Here is an 18,185-nt window from a genome sequence, read left to right as displayed (position 1 = left end):
CAGCATCCTCACCCAACCCTGGGAGAAGACAGTCGCAGCGATCCTGCTCATCGCCTCCCGACCAAAGCCCCCGCCCACACCCCAACAGGAACTAGACCATCTCGTGTTGGGGCGCTCACGCTGGTCGCCGAACCCGAACCCGAACCCACGACCGCCGTATTCCGCACCTGCTCGGCCTGACCACGCTCGACCTGGCGACCGACCGACCAAGCCGCGACGCCGCACGGCTACGCGACGCGGTCATCAACCTCGCATCCTCCGACGCCTACGCGACCCGAGACGTCCTGACACATCAAGTCGCACGCTCTCACCTCCCCCCTCGGCAAGAACAAGAACTCACCGGTGTCCTCGCCACAGCAGGATTGGGCGTCAAGAAGCTTCCAACCGCACATGAACACCCTTGAAAAGGCTGCACACAGAGCGGAAGAACAACTACGGAGCCTGCTCGCCCAACCGCGCACCAACGGCAGACCTGATGCTGCGCTCACCGGGCGCAACGAGCATCAATGACGCCCCCGAACCAGCACAAGCGGGTCTGCTCCTCCCAACGGCCACAGTCCCAACCATCCCCGTCGCATGCGCGGGGATCACGGCACGCCCTGGACGTCCTGAAAAGCGCTCTGGGACCATCCCCGCGTGCGCAGGGCTGACTCACCCGCGACACCGTCCAGCATCCGACGAACCGACAACGCAAGGTGGAAATCCCAGACCAACTCGGCAACCGTGGCCGTGTCCAGCAAATGCTGCAACAGCAGGTTCGCCCGCCCACCAGCCCTGCCCGCACTCTTACCCTCACAGCACCGCCAGTGGGTTCCCCGCACTCGACGCCAACCACCCGGTACTCACAGAACGTAAGCTAGCCACACCCACTGACAAAACCACCCGCCCCACCAACCGAACCCACGACAACAGCACAAGCCCGGGGCCCTTCCACCAACCATGATCACAAACCAACCAAATGAAAACCCGCCCTCCCGCCGATAACGTTGCAGGTCAGAAAGTGTCGGCCCCGCGCACGCGGGGATGGTTCCATCGATCCCACGGAGTGGGCGGTCGACGTGGCGTCGGCCCCGCGCACGCGGGGATGGTTCTCACGGGGGCGCGACGCCGACGCATCGGAAGGCGTCGGCCCCGCGCACGCGGGGATGGTTCCCACATCCCCGCCGCCTCCGCGTCCGTGCGGGTGTCGGCCCCGCGCACGCGGGGATGGTTCTTCGACTGACCGCAGTTGTGTGTCGCGTGACGCGTCGGCCCCGCGCACGCGGGGATGGTTCGATCGTTTTTGATCGACTGGTTTCGAGTCACTGGTCGGCCCCGCGCACGCGGGGATGGTTCTGGACCCGATGCAGCCGATCAAGCACGGCATCCGTCGGCCCCGCGCACGCGGGGATGGTTCGCCGGAGTGCCCTCCGGCACGACCCCCGATGTAGTCGGCCCCGCGCACGCGGGGATGGTTCCACCCCGGGCGACGTCGCCGAGTACGTCAGGACGTCGGCCCCGCGCACGCGGGGATGGTTCCGAGTCGATCGCGCGCTGCACGGTTGCCACGAGGTCGGCCCCGCGCACGCGGGGATGGTTCCCCTGCAGCTCCCCGCGCAGCGCCGCGGACCGCGTCGGCCCCGCGCACGCGGGGATGGTTCCTGGGCTTCGTCGGCGACCAGGAGGAACCGGCCGTCGGCCCCGCGCACGCGGGGATGGTTCCGTCTAACACGCGCTGGTCGATTACGCGTGTGGTCGGCCCCGCGCACGCGGGGATGGTTCGCCGGGGACCAGGAAGAACCACGCGGATCCGGCGTCGGCCCCGCGCACGCGGGGATGGTTCGCCGACGCCGAAGGGCACGCCATGACTCGAAAGGTCGGCCCCGCGCACGCGGGGATGGTTCGGCGAGTGCCGATCTTCTTATCACCCTTGGCGCGTCGGCCCCGCGCACGCGGGGATGGTTCATTCTCACCCACCACTGCGGGTCAGCGGGCGTAGTCGGCCCCGCGCACGCGGGGATGGTTCCGGGCGCACGACCGCGTACCGGGCGACCGTCCAGTCGGCCCCGCGCACGCGGGGATGGTTCTCAATGAGGACGGCGTCCAATTGGTACGCCAACGTCGGCCCCGCGCACGCGGGGATGGTTCTTGATCTCAGTTGAGGCCACGATCCCGCCACGAGTCGGCCCCGCGCACGCGGGGATGGTTCAGCGCGTCGAGGGCGAGGTCGTAGAGGTGGGCGGGTCGGCCCCGCGCACGCGGGGATGGTTCCGCGGTTGTGTTCCTCACCGGCCACCTCGCGGCGTCGGCCCCGCGCACGCGGGGATGGTTCCTGGCCCGCGACGTGGTCGCGGCCGAGCATCCCGTCGGCCCCGCGCACGCGGGGATGGTTCGCCGATGCCCTCGCCGCCGAGCGCGTTGCTGCCGTCGGCCCCGCGCACGCGGGGATGGTTCCCGGGCACCGTTGACGATTGGGACACTATGGAAGTCGGCCCCGCGCACGCGGGGATGGTTCGACGTCGCCGAAGCGCCTTGTCTGCGTCAGGGGGTCGGCCCCGCGCCCGCGGGGATGGTTCCCGGTCACCGACGCCTGGCACGTCGCCGACGACGTCGGCCCCGCGCCCGCGGGGATGGTTCGCGTCCCCGGACCGGCCGGGTTCACGGGTTCTCGTCGGCCCCGCGCACGCGGGGATGGTTCGCGCAGACGCTCGACACGGAGATGCGTACCGGTGTCGGCCCCGCGCACGCGGGGATGGTTCCGCCATCGCCAGCGGAGTGCAGTTCCGCCGCGCGTCGACCCCGCGCACGCGGGGCGGACCTGTTGCTGCGAGACAACTCGCCCCCTAGCCGTGGACGATCCCCGCGTGCGCGGGGCGGACGGCCGGGGGCCCGACCTCCCGCCCGCCACGCTGGGACGATCCTCGCGTGCGCGGGGCGGACAGGGCCCCACACGGGGTGGGGCCCATTCTTCGCGGACGATCCCCGCGTGCGCGGGGCGGACGTGGAAGACGGGCAGGACGCGGTGCCCTAGCTCGGACGATCCCCGCGTGCGCGGGGCGGACTTCGCCTCCTCGGTGTCCGCCGTGACCTTCGTGGGACGATCCCCGCGTGCGCGGGGCGGACGGCACCGCTGGGCTCGCGGACCATGTCGAGTGCGGACGATCCCCGCGTGCGCGGGGCGGACCTAGCCACCGACCTCACCCCCGTCGGGCTGTCGGGACGATCCCCGCGTGCGCGGGGCGGACGTCCTCCTCGCGGCCGACGCGGGGGCTCCCGCCGGACGATCCCCGCGTGCGCGGGGCGGACGGAATGTCCCGCCAGACGCGCGCGGGCCGCATGGGACGATCCCCGCGTGCGCGGGGCGGACTCTTGGAACCCGCCGCCGAAATTCCCCCATCCGGGACGATCCCCGCGTGCGCAGGGCGGACCATCCTGCTGGGGGCCGGGGTCCTGGGGGCTCGGGACGATCCCCGCGTGCGCGGGGCGGACGAGCTAGCGGTGCGGACACCCCACTCGACGCGGGGACGATCCCCGCGTGCGCGGGGCGGACACTTGTCAACCTGGGGGTTTATCTGGTGGGGGGCGGGTTTTGGTTTGGTTGGTTTCGGTGGCGTGCAGACAGGATGAGGCCGTCGAAGTCGACGGGTTTCCAGCGGTCTTTGCCTGCGGTGCGGACGGTCCAGCCTTGTTCGTTGGTGGCTGGTTCGACGAGGATGGCTTGTCCGTCGCCGATGCGGGTGGCGAGTAGATCCCAGAGGCGGTCGCGGATGCGGCGGCTGGGGTTGCCGACGAAGACGCCGGCGTGTACTTCGACCATCCAGCGGGTGAGGTGGCCGCGGAGTCCTTGTGGTGCGGCGATGAGGACAATGACGGTGCTCATGTGGTGGTGCCGTTGGCAGGCGGGTCGAATTCGGGGCCGATGATGGCGACGTGCTGGTCGCCCATGCCGGGTTGGACAAGACCTTCGTGAGGGCGCGGCTCGGGTGGGGTTCTGTTGCAGAAGAACCCGCTCTGTGGTCGCCTCTTGATTCTGGTTCGGTGGAGCCAGGCACGGTTTTCCATCATGATGAAGGTGGTCTCCCGCTCATGGACGGGAGACCACCAGGCTCCGCCGTCTTTGACGACGGTTCTACCGGCCCGTTACGTGATGAGGCGGCGGAGCACCTCCCAGCACAGCCGCGCACCGAAGTTGATAAAGATCAACTTCGCTATGTCGCGCAGAGGCTGAGCGCTAATCAGCGGCTTTAATCGCTTAAAGATCACCGCCCTCCAGTTGATCTTGTTCGCTGGGACTCGGTCTGACACACATCCCCCTTAGGGACTTGGCGTCCCCGCACTGGACGCATCACACGAGGACTACACCACCCGAACGTGTGCCGCCAGGCGGTCACTCAGATAGGCATAGCAAGATGAAGACCAAGTGCCTGTCGATATGCTTAATAACTTAGAACATGTCTTGCCTCCAGAGTCCGCGGACCAAGCTCGGGCATGCCGCCTCAGCTTCGCTCCACTAATGCGGAGATTGTCCGTTATTGAGCACTTCGGTGGACACTTGCCCCGCTCTAGCGGGGATGAGATCGATGAACGTAAATCTTGTTCACCTTCGGTGAGAGTGCCGGGATACGGCTGAATTCTGTCGGTGGCCGGTTGTACAACAAAGGCATCCAGGTGAGGGGGTTTCATGGAGCCGCTGTCGGACGCGGCGCGTGCCGCGTGGGGCAAGACAGGGCTGGCGAGTCGGAAGAAGTCGGTTCCGGCGCAGGCGTGGCACCCGCTCGTCTCTCACCTCATCGACACGGGCAACGTGGCCGGGTGGCTGTGGCGTGAGTTTCTACCGCAGCCCCTCAAGTCGCAGCTCTACGCCGTGGTTCCTGGAGGGGAGGCTGAAGCGGAGCGGCTGGTGTGCTGGCTGGCGGCGCTCCACGACCTGGGGAAGGCGTCGGACTTCCAATCCAAGAGCGCATGGCACGCGCGGGTTGGGCGTCGAGCCGGGTTGCCGTTCTCCGAGCGGACACGCACACCGCACTCGTTGGTGTCGGCCTACTCGTTGCGGCAGTTGCTGGACGCTTCGGGGTGGGAGGAGGCGGACTGGGCGGCGCTCGTGCTCGCTGGTCACCATGGCGTCTTTCCCGGTCCGTTGTGGCGGGACGTCGCTGAGCGGGCGTTGGTCGGCGAGCATCCGGGCTGGGCCACGATCCGGCAGGAGTTGTTCCAGGCGGTGTCCGCTCATCTGGATGTCGAGCCAGGCTCCTGGGGCCAGGTGCGGCTTCCGGTTCCGTTGCAGGTGGGCGTCGCGGGAGTTGTCATCCTGGCGGACTGGCTGGCCAGTACCGAGAGTCTCTACAGCTACCAAGCGCCGTTCTCAGATGAGTATTTGCAGGTATCCCCGGCGACGGCGAGACGGACGAACGACGTGATGGGGCTGCGGGACGTGTGGCGGCCGGATCCGAGTCTGGCTTCGGCCGAGCCGCCGGCGTTCTTCGCCGTTCGATGGCCGGCCATTACCCGACCGCGGGATGTCCAGACGAAGGCGTTATGGCAGGCGCAGCGGGCCGAGGGGCCCGAGTTGATGATCATTGAGGCGCCGATGGGCGTCGGCAAGACCGAAGCGGCCTTGGCGGCGGCCGAGGTCTTGGCGGCTCGGACCGGTGCGCGTGGGATCTTCGTGGGTTTGCCGACGCAGGCCACGTCCAACCAGATGTTCGGTCGGGTGACCAAGTGGCTGGAGAAGCAGGAGGGTCAGACCACGGTCGTTCTCGCCCATGGCAAGGCGGCTCGGCGGGAGGAGTACCAGCAGCTGCTTCTCAACGGCATCGGGGTCGACGAGGGCGATGGTGGGCTCAGCGCCTCGCAGTGGTTGTCGGGCGGTAAGAAGCGGCTGCTGGCCCCGGTGGTGGTGGGCACGGTCGACCAGTTGCTGCTGGCGGGAGTGGCCGCGCGGCATGTCGCTCTGCGGATGCTCGGGTTGATCGGGAAAGTGGTGATCGTCGATGAGGTCCATGCGTACGACGCCTACATGTCGGTCATCCTTCGACGTGTTCTGTCGTGGCTCGGCGCTTTGCAGGTCCCGGTGGTGTTGCTGTCGGCGACCCTGCCGCAACGGACGCGCCGAGAACTGCTGGCGGCCTATTCAGGTGAAGCTGTCGAGTCGGCCGCGGTCATGCGGTACCCCCAGATCATCAGCGTGCGTCGTGGCGAGTCCCAGATGCGGGTGGCACCGGCACGATCCGCGGGCAGTGTTCCCGTGCGTCTGGATTTCCTTGATGAACCTGGCGAGGCCCCTGACGCCGTTGTCAATGCCATCACGGAATTGCTTGCGGAAGGCGGCAGCGCTCTGGTCATCCGTAACACCGTCGGGCGCGCGCAGCGGACCTGGCAGGCGCTGAAGAACAAGTTCGGTCCCACAGCGGTGACCTTGGCTCATTCTCGGTTCACGGTAGCGGATCGTCGAGTTCGCGACGATTGTCTGATCGCCGAGTTCGGCCCGCAACGGAAAGCTCGGCTCGGTCCTCGTGTTGTCGTCGCCACGCAGGTAGCGGAGCAGTCATTGGACGTCGACTTCGATGTGGGGGTCAGCGATCTGGCACCGGTGGACCTGCTGTTGCAAAGGCTCGGACGGGTGCATCGTCACCACGGAAGGGAGCGGCCAGAGCCCTTGCGGGAACCGCGCCTGCTGGTAGCGGGCTGCGCGCACGTCCCGGACGGGCCGCCGCGTCTACCGTTCGGCAGCGCCCTGGTGTATGGCGAGCATCTGCTGTGGCGGACGGCTGCGGCGTTGCGTAGCGGTGGCCGCGATCGGGTGAACCTTCCCGAAGACATCCCCGGCTTGATCAACGAGGTGTACGGCGACGAGCCGATCGGTCCGGATTCCTGGCAGCGTGACCTGCGGCGTGCTGCCGAGGACCATCAGGACACGTTGGCGTCGATGGAGCTCGCGGCACGTCAGATCATCCTGCCGCCGCCCGACTGTGACGCCCTGACCGATATCGGCAGCATCGGAGAGGCCCGAGACGAAGACGATCCGGAGGTTCAGGCCACCGTGCGTCTCGGCGCCCGGACCATCGAGGTCATCCTCCTGCGGGAGATCGACTCCGAAAGCGGCGCCAAGCAGCAGCCCGACCACGCCGTCCCTGTCTCTGCGGCGAGCGACCCGTCTCCCATCGCGTTACGACGACGCCCCGCTCCGGGCGAGATCGACACGATTCTCGATCAAGCCATCCGGCTTCCGCAGCAACTGACCGATGCCGCCCTGGAGCAGACGTTCACGCCCACGGCATGGCGCTGGACGCCCTGGCTGGCGCGGGCACGGGTGTTGTTGCTGCCGCCCGATGGCCCACTCCGCATGGCCGACCGCCATGTCAACTACAGCCCCGAAACCGGTTTGGAGGTCACCCGTGCCTAGCCCCCCGAGTGGCACTACCCCGCAGTCGTCTTCGGAATTGGCGTTCAATCTCGTGGACGAGCCGTGGCTGCCGTGTCTGCTCGTCGATGGCACCGCCAAGCCCCTGTCATTGAGACAGGCCCTCATTCGAGCTCACGAAATCCAGGACCTCGCTCTCGACGTCGCCACCCAGTACCCGCCGATCCTGCGGTTGATGCTGGCGGTGGTCCACCGAGCCGTGGGTCAATGGCCTCATCCCGGCCCCCGTTCCAGCCAAGAATGGATCTCACTGTGGGAGCCGGGGCGGCTGCCCGTCGACTCGATCAACCGCTATCTCGACACCGTCCGGGATCGATTCGACCTGTTCCACCCGCAGAAACCGTTCGGGCAGGTCGCCGGGCTGCGCAGCGGCAACGGCGAGACCAAGACGATCGCGTTGGCCATTCCCTTCCTGGCTGCTGGCAACAACGCGCCCATATTCTCCGCGGTTCGCGACCACGAGCCGCCGTCGCTGACCCCGGCCGAGGCCGCACGCTGGCTGCTGCACGCACACGCCTGGGACACCGCAGCCATCAAGACGGCCGCCGTCGGCGACCCCAAGGCCAAAGCCGGCAAGACCACCGGCAACCCGACCGGGCCCCTCGGCCAGCTCGGCGTCCTCATCCCGACCGGGCCGACACTCTGGCACACCCTGATGTACAACCTGATGATCTTGAACGGTACCAACAGCGGCTCTGGGGACATGCCGTCCTGGGAACGTCCCCCCGTGGATCCGAGCTGGCGGGAACGCACACTCGCCGGCCTGCTGGACCTGTACACCTGGCTCGGACGCCGAGTCCGCCTCGTCGCCGACATCACGCCCGACGGGCCACGGGTCCGACGGCTCGTGCTCTGCGCAGGCGACCGACTCCGCACACCCGACCTGTGGCAGATCGAGCCCCACACCGCCTGGCGACGCAGCTCCGTCCAGGAGAAGAAATTGGGGCGGACGGTGTTCATGCCGATCACCCACCGGCCGCAACGGCAGTTGTGGCGCGGCCTGGGTACGATCCTGGCCCACCAGTCAGTGACCGACACCACGCATGAGGAGTTCAAACCGCCCGAGGTGTTGGTCCAACTTCGCTTCCTGGCCAAGGGTCCCCTGGCGGGGCGGCTTCTGCTGCTGCGCGCATTCGGCATCGTCTACGGCGCCAAAAGCGCGACTATCGACGACACCTACGTCGACGACCTGCCCCTTCCCATCGCGGTCCTGCACTCGACCGGCGATCGTTGGGAGCATGTCGCCCTGAACGGTGTTCGGGACGCCGAGGCCACCGCGCGCCACCTGGGCACCCTGGCAGTCGATCTGGCCAAGGCCGCGGGTTGCAAGGACGACCGCGTTCTGAAGGGCCGCCGCGACGACGCTCGCATGAGTTTGTACGCGACCCTCGACCAACAGTTCCGCCGTTGGCTCGCCGGTCTGGGCGGTGACCGTCCCCCTCAAGAGGCAAGCGAACAGTGGGGGTCCACGATCCGCGCTAGGACCTATCAGATCGCCGACCGGCTACTGCTGCAGGTGCCACCGAGCGCCATTCGCGGCCGCCTGGTCCGTTCGGGCCGTGACCGTACGGAATGGATCGACGCCGCGCTGGCCGAACGCCGGTTCCGCAGGGACTTGGACACAGCCCTTCCCCGCCCGTCTGCAGAGGTTGGTTGATGACTTCTTCCACCACGGCCGTGCGGCCTCGTTGGCAGGCAGAACTGGCGGTCGTTCTCGACGCCTTCCTCGTCCGCCGAAATCAGGCCGTCGACTTCGACCGGGCCGGGCTGGCGGCGTGCCGCCGGGGCCTGAGCAAAAAGCCGATGGACATACCCGCCATGTTCCAGTACATCGCGCCGGTGAGCCTGGCGGTCCCCGCCCGCTGGGGGCCGCAGGCCCAGGCCCGGGTGGAGGCCGCCGCCCACTACACGCTGGCCCTGTACGCCTTCCACCAGCAATCACAGGATCGTCGGATGCACCAGCCCTCCCAGGGCCGGCAGAGAACCACCGTGGGCAGGGCCGCCGGGCGCCTGCACCAAGCGCTCCAAAGCACCTCCCCCGAAGGAGTGGACCGCCGATTCCTGGCAGCCGCGACCGCCGACAGCATCGAGGAGGTGGTCGGCCACCTGCGTGTCCTGGTCCCCCAACTCCGCCAGCACGCCATCCCTATGGACTACCTCGCTCTCGCCGCCGACCTGGAGTCCTGGCCCGTCCCGGAACTCCGCGCACAGACCCGCCGACGCTGGGGCCTGGACTACCGATGGATTCCCAGTACCGAAGACGACCAGGACGACACCACCGACACCTACAGTTAGGGGCTTGATCGATGACCTTCCTCGACGTCCATGTCCTGCAGTCCGTACCGCCCTCCAACCTGAACCGAGACGAGTCCGGAAGCCCCAAGACCGCGACCTACGGCGGTGTGCTCCGGGCCCGAGTGTCCTCCCAGGCGTGGAAACGCGCGGTTCGCGACGCCTTCCTCAACGACCCGAACCTGGCCAAGGACGGAGGTCTGCGCACCCGGCAACTCCCCCGCGTCATCGGCGACGCCGTCACCGCACGCCGACCCGCGTTGGGCGCGGCGTCCGACGTTATCGGCACCGCGGCGACACTCGCGCTGTTCAAGAAGGTGAAGCTCGCCAAGAACAAGCCGATCACCGAGTACCTGCTGTTCCTCGGCCACGACCAGGTCGAACGGGTCGCCGACGCGCTGGTGGCCGCCGACCTCGAAGAGGTCGTCGAGGATCCCGACCAGATCCGTGCCCGCATCACCGGCCTTGATCTACACGAACTCGGCATCAAAGGGCACGCCGGTGCTGTCGCCCTGTTCGGCAGGATGGTCGCCGATGCGCCCGAACTGAACGTCGATGCCGCCTGCCAGGTCGCCCACGCCCTCTCCACACACAAAGTCGTCAGCGACCAGTTCGACTACTTCACCGCCGTCGACGACGAATCCCGCCGCCAAGACGAAACCGGCGCCGGAATGATCGGCACAATAGAGTTCAACTCCGCCACCCTGTACCGGTTCGCCACCGTCTCGATGCGCGACCTGATCGCCAACCTCGATGGTGAGACCGACCGTGCCCTGGACCTCGCCTTGGCCTTCGCCAAGACCTTCGCCACCGCCATGCCCACCGGCAAGCAGAACACCTTCGCAGCCCACACCAGACCCGACCTGATCATGATCAATGTGCGCGCCGACCAGCCGGTCAGCCTCGCCGGCGCGTTCGAGGAACCCGTCCGCGCCCCCGAAGGCGGGATCGTGCCCGCGTCCGTCGCACAACTGGTCACCTACCACAGCGAACAAGACAAGATGTACGGCACCAGCCCGCTCACCAGCGCCCTGATCTACCCCGCCTGGCTCGGTGATCGGGTCAACGACGAAAAGCAGATCGAACTACCGCCCGCCCAGCCCCTCGACACGGCACTGGACACCGTCCGCGCCACACTGGGCGAACGGATCACACAATGAGCGTGCTGCTTCTTCGGCTGGCCGGCCCCCTGCAGTCCTGGGGCATCGCCAGCCGCCACAACACCCGCAGCACCCGCACGGCCCCCACCAAGTCGGGCGTGATAGGCCTGCTCGCCTCAGCCCTGGGCCGTCCCCGCGGCGCCGACCTGACCGACCTTGCATCACTCGACTTCGGCGTCCGCATCGACCAGCCGGGACAACTCCTCGTCGACTACCACATCGTCACCGCCGCATCTCGAAGCGCCGACCCTGCCCTGCAGCGAATGCCGACCGCGGCGGGCTCCACACTCCGTCCCCACGAATCGACCAAGGTCACCCGCCGCCACTACGTAACGGACGCCGTCTTCGTGGTCGCGCTGCAAGGCCCGCCCACGGGCCAACTCGCCGAGGCGCTGAAGACGCCGCGCCATCCCTTGTATCTCGGACGACGTTCCTGCCCGCCCTCTCGTCCAATACTGATCGAGCACACCGACCGCTACACCTCGGTCGAGGCTGCTCTCGCCGACCTCGAATGGCAGGCAGGCCCGGCCGAACAACGCCGTCGCCGCCGCAACGACGATCTCATCACCTGCGAAATCCTCGTCGACGACCGGACAGGCGACGGCCACATGACCGACATACCGCTGCCCTCTCCGCCCTTTCAGCGCCGCTTCGGCAGCCGGGGCGTCAGACACGATCGCGTGTTCCCGCCCATCCGCCCCGCCAACCACCCTCACGACCCCATGGATTTGCTGGGATGACCCCCTCATGTACCTGACGCGCGCCTATCTCAACCCGCGCCGGGCCGGCGCGATCCACCTGCTGGGCAGTCCTCAACGCATGCATGCCGCTGTGATGACGGGCTTCCCGCCCATCCTCGAGCCCGACGACCGCGTCCTGTGGCGCCTGGACACCGACTCCAGACACAAGGTCTCCCTCTACATCGTCTCCGCCCACCGCCCCGACCTCACGCACCTGGTCGAACAAGCCGGATGGCCCCGCTCCGACGTCCCGTCCTGGGCCACAAAGTCCTACGAACCGCTCTTGCAGCAACTCAAGGCCGGGCAACGCTACGCCTTCCGGCTCACCGCCAACCCCACCTACGTCGTGCCTCGCCACGGCCAACGCGGCATCCGCCGCCCCCACGTCACAGCCGAACAGCAAACCACCTGGCTCCTCGAACAATCAATAAAAAAAGGCTTCGAAATCCCTCCCGCCACCACCCCCCACCCACTCCCCACTGAACAAGCCCACAACCTCCGCCTGATAGAACGTCAGCGGATCAGATTCACCAAAGGCCAAGGAGAAAAGGTCGCCCTCCACCAAGCCACATTCCAGGGCCTCCTCGAAGTGACCGATGAAGCCGCCCTACGCGCAACTCTCATCTACGGCATAGGCCGCGCCCGCTCCTACGGATGCGGCCTCCTCACCCTCGCCCGCCCCACCACAGCCCCCACACCACACACCGGGTAAACCGTCAGCCCGGCTCCTGCATCACGAACACGCTTCTTCGTTGAGAGCATTCGCCGGACCCCACCCATGCATCAATGCTTCTCTCCGCGTTCCACCTGGCCGTCCTGCGCTCATCCCACGCACACGCAGCCAGTTAGGCGGAAGGCGGCGAAGCGCATAAGCGCGGAGCGTCGGCCCCGCACACGCGGGGACGGTTCCCCCTACGACGACGCCACCGGCGACCGCACCGGGTCGGCCCCGCGCATGCGGGGACGGTTCCCGATGGGGAGTGCTGGGCCCCGCCACCAGTGGTTGGCCCCGCGCACGCGGGGATGGTTCCCTGGCCTGCGCGCGTCGCAGCCGCGCGGTCCGGTCGGCCCCGCGCACGCGGGGATGGTTCCGTCATGAGGTGGACGCCCTCCGGGGACTTCCAGTCGGCCCCGCGCATGCAGGGATGGTTCCTCGCGACCGCAGCACAGGTCCCAGTAGCGCCCGTCGGCCCCGCGCACGCGGGGATGGTTCGACCTTCGGTGGCCATGCCAGCGGTCCTGAACCGTCGGTCCCGCGCATTCGGGGATGGTTCGGGTTACCGGAACCCTTGCCGGAAGGGTTAGGCGTCGGCCCCGCGCCTGCGAGGATGGTTCGCCTTGGTGGAGGAGGGCGAGCAACCCAGGCACGTCGCCCCGCGCATGCGGGGATGGTTCCTCCAGCCCGTTCTCGGGGTCGGGCGTCGTCCAGTCGGCCCCGCGCATGCGGGGATGGTTCTTCCTTTAGCGCGTCGCCGGTTTTGTCGATGCCGTCGGCCGCGCATGCGGGGATGGTTCTCGATTCGCGCCCGTCCGTGCCCGTTGCGTCGAGTCGCCCCGCGCATGCGGGGATGGTTCTCGAGCGAGATGACTCCTCCGCAGAAATGCCCCGTCGGCCCCGCGCACGCGGGGATGGTTCCGGCAAGAGCGTGCTCACGGACACGCTCACGTAGTCGGCCCCACGACACTTGCCGGTCGGTGACGAGAAGGCCCTGGTGCCGCCCTCCTACTACGACCCCACCTCGGCCGACACCAGTCAGCGGGCCGGCGTGGACCTGGACGCCGTCTTCCAGGTCATCGGAACTCGCCCGAAGGAGACACCGGCGATAACGGTCCTGGAGAGGACCGACCTGACCCGCGTCACGGCGCAGTCAGCCAATCTCTACCTCGCGACCTTTCAAGGGGCTCACCTGGAGTCGGCACGGTTCCAACGCGCACGCCTTTTCCAAGCGGATCTGCGGAACACCATCTCCTGCAACGCAAGTTTCTCGAATGCGGACATGCGTGAGGCTTCGATGTCGAATGCGTTCTTCGACGGCGCGGCCTTCGATGCCACCAACCTCATCAAGGCGTTCCTGCACCGGACGTCCATGAAGAGGGCTAATACTCCAGCTGTAGATCGCGATCTTGCTGGTCGGGGAGGCGGTTATGGGGACGGATCGATATCGGATCGCGTGAGGCGGTCGCCAGCTGGCACGCTGCGTCCATGGATCACGCGGAAGTACTGCTCATCGGCGGACGGGCCGGGGTCGGCAAGACCACGGTGGGGTGGGAGGTCTCGGCGTTGCTGCGTGCCGAGGAGGTTTCCCATGCGGTCATCGACGGTGACTTCATGGGGCAGGTGCATCCGGCACCGGAGGGGGACCCCCACCGTTCGGAGATCACCGAGAGGAGCCTGACTGCGGTGTGGGCGAACTTCGCCGAGAGCGGCTACCGCCGCCTGATCTACACGAACACCGCGAGCGTGCTGCCAGAGACGACGGGCATGTTCAGCCGCGCCATGGGGGCGGAGGTGCGGATCGTACGGGTTCTGCTCACCGCTTCGGACGCCACCGCCCGCGAGCGGCTGGTGGGCCGGGAGCTTGGCTCCGAGCTGGAGCACGAGCTGGAAGGCGGCGCGCGCAACGCACGGCTCCTGGACCGGCGGGCCCCAGCGGGAACGGTGCGGGTGGTGACGGACGGACGGCCTGTCGTGGACATCGCGCGCGAGGTGGTGGCCGCCACCGGCTGGGCCAGGCGGTATGCCGCCCGCTGCTGATGATCGCGCTTGTGGGCTGGTCCCCGAACAGATGCAGCCACCGTTGATCATCGGTGTGTGAAGACAGAAGATCAGACGGCGGCCACAGGTCACAGCATAGATCCTGGCCGCTGGCAGGAGACATTCGAGGTCCTGATGGGCCGTATCGCGGGGCGGTTCGCGCGGGTGGAACCACGGCGTCGGGCACGGGCGTTCGTGGTTGGGCTGCTGTCGGACCTGCCGCGAAGAACTGCTGGACGCTCGCCGAGCACGTCGGGGACGCGAACCCCTACGGCCTGCAGCACCTGCTGTCGCGGGCCAGGTGGGACGCCGCCGCGGTCCGCGACGACATCCGCGGCTTCGTCGTCGAGCACCTGCACGACACCGCGGCGGTGCTGGTCGTCGACGAGACCGGTGACCTCAAGAAGGGCGCCGCCACGGTGGGCGTGCAGCGGCAGTACACCGGCACCGCCGGACGCGTCGAGAACAGCCAGGTCGCCGTCTACCTCGCCTACTCCACCCGGCGCGGGCATGCGGCGATCGACCGGGAACCATGTGTCCCGCGCTCATGGACTGAGGACACGGCCCGCCGCCGGGCCGCCGGGATTCCCGACACCGTCGGGTTTGCCACGAAACTCGCACTCGCCGCCCGCATGATCGGCCGCGCTCTGGATGCGGGCGTCCCCGTATCCTGGGCGGCCGGCGACGAGGTCTACGGAGATAACCCGCACCTGCGGACCGCATTGGAGAAACGGCAGGTCGGCTACGTTCTTGCCGTTGCCCGTGACCACCAGATCGCCACCCGCGCGGGCAAGTTCCGCGCCGACGCCCTGGTCAAGAGGCTGCCGAGGCGGGCCTGGCAGAAGCTCTCCGCCGGGGCTGGAGCCAAGGGCCACCGCTTCTACGACTGGGCCCTGGCCAACATCACCGACGGCCGGCCCGGCCACCACCAACTGCTCATCCGCCGCAATCGGCGCACCGGCGAACCCGCCTTCTACCGCTGCTACTCAGCTACCCCGGTTCCGCTGTCTACCCTGGCGCGGGTTGCCGGACGCAGCTGGACGGTCGAGGAGACCTTCCAGTCCGGCAAGGGCCTGGCCGGACTGGACGAGCGCCAGGTCAGACGCTGGACGTCCTGGCACCGCTGGGTCACCCTCGCGATGCTCGCCCATGCCTTCCTCGCCGTCGTCCGCGCCGACGAACACGCCCGCCACCCCAGCCCGGACAAGCTGATACCGCTCACCTGCAACGAAATCCAGCACCTGTTCAACACGCTCGTCGTCCGGCTCGTCCACAACACGGCCCACCGAGTCCCACTGGCGACGCCGCCACCAGGCCCGATCCCAGACCAGCCATTACCAGCGACAAGCCACTCAAGCATGAGCATCGCGATCTACAACTGGAGTACCAACCTCAGCAGGGCCCACCTGAGCGGTGCGATCTTGGATGACGCCGACCTACGCGGCGCCAACCTGGTTGGTGCCGATCTGCGGGGGGCGAACCTCAACGGCGCCAAGCTGGAGGACGCCGTGACGGACAAGGGGACGCGGTGGCCTGATGGCTTTGATTACAGGGCTCGTGGCGTCAGGATCTGCGAGCAGCCCGTCGGGCTTTGCTGAGGGTCGTCCCCGACAAGATTGGAAACACTCAACTCGGCAACCGCGACCGTGTCCAGCAAATGCTGCAACAGCAGGTTCGCCCGCCCACCAGCCCTGCCCGCACTCTTACCCCACAGCACCGCCAGTGGGTTCCCCGCACTCGACGCCGACCACCCGATACTCACACAACGTAAGCTAGCCACACCCATCGACAAAACCACCCGCCCCACCAAACCCACCCCACGACAACACCACAGGCCCCAGACGCCGCCACCGGCCATGATCACAAACCAACCGAATGAAAACCGGCCCTCCCGCCGATAACGTCGCAGGTCAGAAAGCGTCGGCCCCGCGCACGCGGGGATGGTTCCGTGAACGTGCATTTCACCTCCTAGGCGCACGGGTCGGCCCCGCGCACGCGGGGATGGTTCCCGCTCCGCCGTGAGCTTGGGCGGGATCCGCCAGTCGGCCCCGCGCACGCGGGGATGGTTCGTCACGGCGCGTGATCGCCTCGACGACCTTGGCGTCGGCCCCGCGCACGCGGGGATGGTTCGCCGTGCCGGCGGCGTTGGTCGCGTAGCCAGCGGTCGGCCCCGCGCACGCGGGGATGGTTCTGGCGATCCCGTTCCTCGGGCATACGATCCGATGTCGGCCCCGCGCACGCGGGGATGGTTCGATCTGAAGGACGTCCTCATATTCTGCCCGGCCGTCGGCCCCGCGCACGCGGGGATGGTTCGCTGGTCTCCATGATGGGACTGATGAATGGGGAGTCGGCCCCGCGCACGCGGGGATGGTTCGGACGAGAACGACGAGGACTGGCAGGTCAACGCGTCGGCCCCGCGCACGCGGGGATGGTTCTCGCCTGGCCTGCTCCATCGAGCGACCCTAAGAGTCGGCCCCGCGCACGCGGGGATGGTTCAGGTGACCATTCCCGCCTCGACCGCGCCGCGCAAGTCGGCCCCGCGCACGCGGGGATGGTTCGGCTGACTGGTGGGACTACGCCATTGAGACCTAGTCGGCCCCGCGCACGCGGGGATGGTTCGACCAGGCCGACGACGACGCAGGCGATCGCGACGTCGGCCCCGCGCACGCGGGGATGGTTCCTTCTCGGCGAGGCGAGCCATGTCGATCGACTCGTCGGCCCCGCGCACGCGGGGATGGTTCTCGCGTAGCAGTCGACGATGAAGCCCGTGAGCTGTCGGCCCCGCGCACGCGGGGATGGTTCGCAGCGCCGACAGTCCACCTCCACGGACTCGGGGTCGGCCCCGCGCACGCGGGGATGGTTCGGAGATGGACGCGCGCCGGCGCGGTCTCCGCGGGTCGGCCCCGCGCACGCGGGGATGGTTCCCCGCAGCTCTGGTACGGCGGCTCCGCGCCCGAGTCGGCCCTGCGCACGCGGGGATGGTTCCACGTACCAGCCGTAGACGATCTCCATACGGAGGTCGGCCCCGCGCACGCGGGGATGGTTCGCAGCAGAAGGAGTGGGCAGACAAGTACACCCCGTCGGCCCCGCGCACGCGGGGATGGTTCGGTAGAGGCGGCGCACGTCCCGGTGTTCGTCACGTCGGCCCCGCGCACGCGGGGATGGTTCGACGAACGCGGGCGGCGGCTGGGACAAGACGTTGTCGGCCCCGCGCATGCGGGGATGGTTCCCCGCTGAACACCACGCAGTCGGCGCCGGGCGCGTCGGCCCCGCGCACGCGGGGATGGTTCCACCCATCAGAGCATGCGGCGTCCCACGGCACGGTCGGCCCCGCGCACGCGGGGATGGTTCGCATGTCGTCGGGGAGCTGAAGGAATGGGCGGAGTCGGCCCCGCGCACGCGGGGATGGTTCTCGTAGGTCTTTTCCTGCTGCGATCTTCAGGATGTCGGCCCCGCGCACGCGGGGATGGTTCCGGTCGTCACCAGGGCCACGGTGACGATCGCTGGTCGGCCCCGCGCACGCGGGGATGGTTCTCGGTGACCGGGCTGATCAACACCTATAATTTGGTCGGCCCCGCGCACGCGGGGATGGTTCGCCCATCACCGCCGTCGCTGCGGCGTTGACGGCGTCGGCCCCGCGCACGCGGGGATGGTTCTCAGTGGACGAGCCGGACACTGTGGCAGAGCCCGTCGGCCCCGCGCACGCGGGGATGGTTCGCTGTACCGGCGTGTTCGCCTCGTTCATCGCGCGTCGGCCCCGCGCACGCGGGGATGGTTCCGCGCGAGCGTAGGCGTCGTGCGCCAGCTTGCCGTCGGCCCCGCGCACGCGGGGATGGTTC

The 18,185-nt window shown here is 68.3% G+C and carries 10 protein-coding genes, 2 pseudogenes and 2 CRISPR repeat arrays (1 of these 14 cut by a window edge); of the genes and pseudogenes, 10 read left to right on the top strand and 2 right to left on the bottom strand.

From position 1 onward, the window contains the following. Positions 1–587: 587 nt before the first annotated feature. Both ACH01S_RS46840 and cas2e read right to left on the bottom strand, forming a co-directional pair. Complete coding sequence (locus ACH01S_RS46840; RefSeq protein ID WP_169809346.1) at positions 588–821, bottom strand: HD domain-containing protein; 234 nt, start codon at positions 819–821, stop codon at positions 588–590. Between the two features lie 181 nt (positions 822–1,002). Next, a CRISPR array of direct repeats spans positions 1,003–2,738; the repeat unit is 28 nt; unit sequence GTCGGCCCCGCGCACGCGGGGATGGTTC. An 809-nt stretch (positions 2,739–3,547) separates the two neighbouring features. Then, on the bottom strand, positions 3,548–3,859 hold the full coding sequence (gene cas2e, locus ACH01S_RS42565) for a type I-E CRISPR-associated endoribonuclease Cas2e (protein WP_083981103.1): 312 nt from the start codon (positions 3,857–3,859) through the stop codon (positions 3,548–3,550). A gap of 801 nt (positions 3,860–4,660) precedes the next feature. Here cas2e and ACH01S_RS25070 point away from each other — a divergent pair. The 10 genes and pseudogenes from ACH01S_RS25070 to ACH01S_RS25030 all read left to right on the top strand — a co-directional run bounded on the left by ACH01S_RS25070 (position 4,661) and on the right by ACH01S_RS25030 (position 15,944). Beyond that, positions 4,661–7,381: a CRISPR-associated helicase/endonuclease Cas3 gene (locus tag ACH01S_RS25070; protein ID WP_067896229.1), complete on the top strand. Its 2,721-nt coding sequence runs from the start codon at positions 4,661–4,663 to the stop codon at positions 7,379–7,381. 37 nt (positions 7,382–7,418) lie between these two features. Beyond that, complete coding sequence (gene casA / locus ACH01S_RS25065; RefSeq protein WP_169809345.1) at positions 7,419–9,056, top strand: type I-E CRISPR-associated protein Cse1/CasA; 1,638 nt, start codon at positions 7,419–7,421, stop codon at positions 9,054–9,056. Then, positions 9,056–9,694, top strand: coding sequence for a type I-E CRISPR-associated protein Cse2/CasB (gene casB, locus ACH01S_RS25060; protein WP_067896223.1), 639 nt, complete (start codon positions 9,056–9,058; stop codon positions 9,692–9,694). The genes casA and casB overlap by 1 nt, the downstream gene beginning before the upstream one ends. An 11-nt stretch (positions 9,695–9,705) precedes the next feature. After that, on the top strand, positions 9,706–10,851 hold the full coding sequence (gene cas7e, locus ACH01S_RS25055) for a type I-E CRISPR-associated protein Cas7/Cse4/CasC (protein WP_067896220.1): 1,146 nt from the start codon (positions 9,706–9,708) through the stop codon (positions 10,849–10,851). Then, positions 10,848–11,591, top strand: coding sequence for a type I-E CRISPR-associated protein Cas5/CasD (cas5e, locus tag ACH01S_RS25050; RefSeq protein WP_067896217.1), 744 nt, complete (start codon positions 10,848–10,850; stop codon positions 11,589–11,591). The genes cas7e and cas5e overlap by 4 nt, the downstream gene beginning before the upstream one ends. Positions 11,592–11,598: 7 nt before the next feature. Next, a complete protein-coding gene (gene cas6e, locus ACH01S_RS25045) occupies positions 11,599–12,303 on the top strand; it encodes a type I-E CRISPR-associated protein Cas6/Cse3/CasE (RefSeq protein ID WP_067896215.1) in 705 nt (234 codons plus the stop codon). Between the two features lie 1,000 nt (positions 12,304–13,303). Continuing rightward, positions 13,304–13,618: pseudogene (locus ACH01S_RS46835) on the top strand (pentapeptide repeat-containing protein); the annotation flags it as partial. Between the two features lie 176 nt (positions 13,619–13,794). Continuing rightward, a complete protein-coding gene (locus ACH01S_RS25040; RefSeq protein ID WP_067896212.1) occupies positions 13,795–14,346 on the top strand; it encodes an AAA family ATPase in 552 nt (183 codons plus the stop codon). A gap of 135 nt (positions 14,347–14,481) precedes the next feature. Next, positions 14,482–15,524 (top strand): annotated as a pseudogene (locus ACH01S_RS25035) (IS701 family transposase); the annotation flags it as partial. 180 nt (positions 15,525–15,704) lie between these two features. Beyond that, positions 15,705–15,944, top strand: a complete 240-nt coding sequence (locus tag ACH01S_RS25030; protein WP_067896208.1) for a pentapeptide repeat-containing protein — start codon at positions 15,705–15,707, stop codon at positions 15,942–15,944. A 321-nt stretch (positions 15,945–16,265) separates the two neighbouring features. Beyond that, positions 16,266–18,185: a CRISPR direct-repeat array (repeat unit 28 nt; unit sequence GTCGGCCCCGCGCACGCGGGGATGGTTC) (it continues 244 nt past the right edge of the window).

This window comes from Actinomadura chibensis NBRC 106107 (assembly GCF_001552135.1).
GTDB lineage: Bacteria > Actinomycetota > Actinomycetes > Streptosporangiales > Streptosporangiaceae > Spirillospora > Spirillospora chibensis.
Note: the sequence above shows the minus strand (reverse complement) of the source record. Positions and strands in the feature narration are given on the sequence as shown.

Bases quoted from the DNA above. Each gene is read 5' to 3' on its own strand.
- cas2e (WP_083981103.1), bottom strand. From the start codon at position 3,859: ATGAGCACCGTCATTGTCCTCATCGCCGCACCACAAGGACTCCGCGGC.
- ACH01S_RS25070 (WP_067896229.1), top strand. From the start codon at position 4,661: ATGGAGCCGCTGTCGGACGCGGCGCGTGCCGCGTGGGGCAAGACAGGG.
- casB (WP_067896223.1), top strand. From the start codon at position 9,056: ATGACTTCTTCCACCACGGCCGTGCGGCCTCGTTGGCAGGCAGAACTG.
- cas7e (WP_067896220.1), top strand. From the start codon at position 9,706: ATGACCTTCCTCGACGTCCATGTCCTGCAGTCCGTACCGCCCTCCAAC.
- cas5e (WP_067896217.1), top strand. From the start codon at position 10,848: ATGAGCGTGCTGCTTCTTCGGCTGGCCGGCCCCCTGCAGTCCTGGGGC.
- cas6e (WP_067896215.1), top strand. From the start codon at position 11,599: ATGTACCTGACGCGCGCCTATCTCAACCCGCGCCGGGCCGGCGCGATC.
- ACH01S_RS25040 (WP_067896212.1), top strand. From the start codon at position 13,795: ATGGATCACGCGGAAGTACTGCTCATCGGCGGACGGGCCGGGGTCGGC.
- ACH01S_RS25030 (WP_067896208.1), top strand. From the start codon at position 15,705: ATGAGCATCGCGATCTACAACTGGAGTACCAACCTCAGCAGGGCCCAC.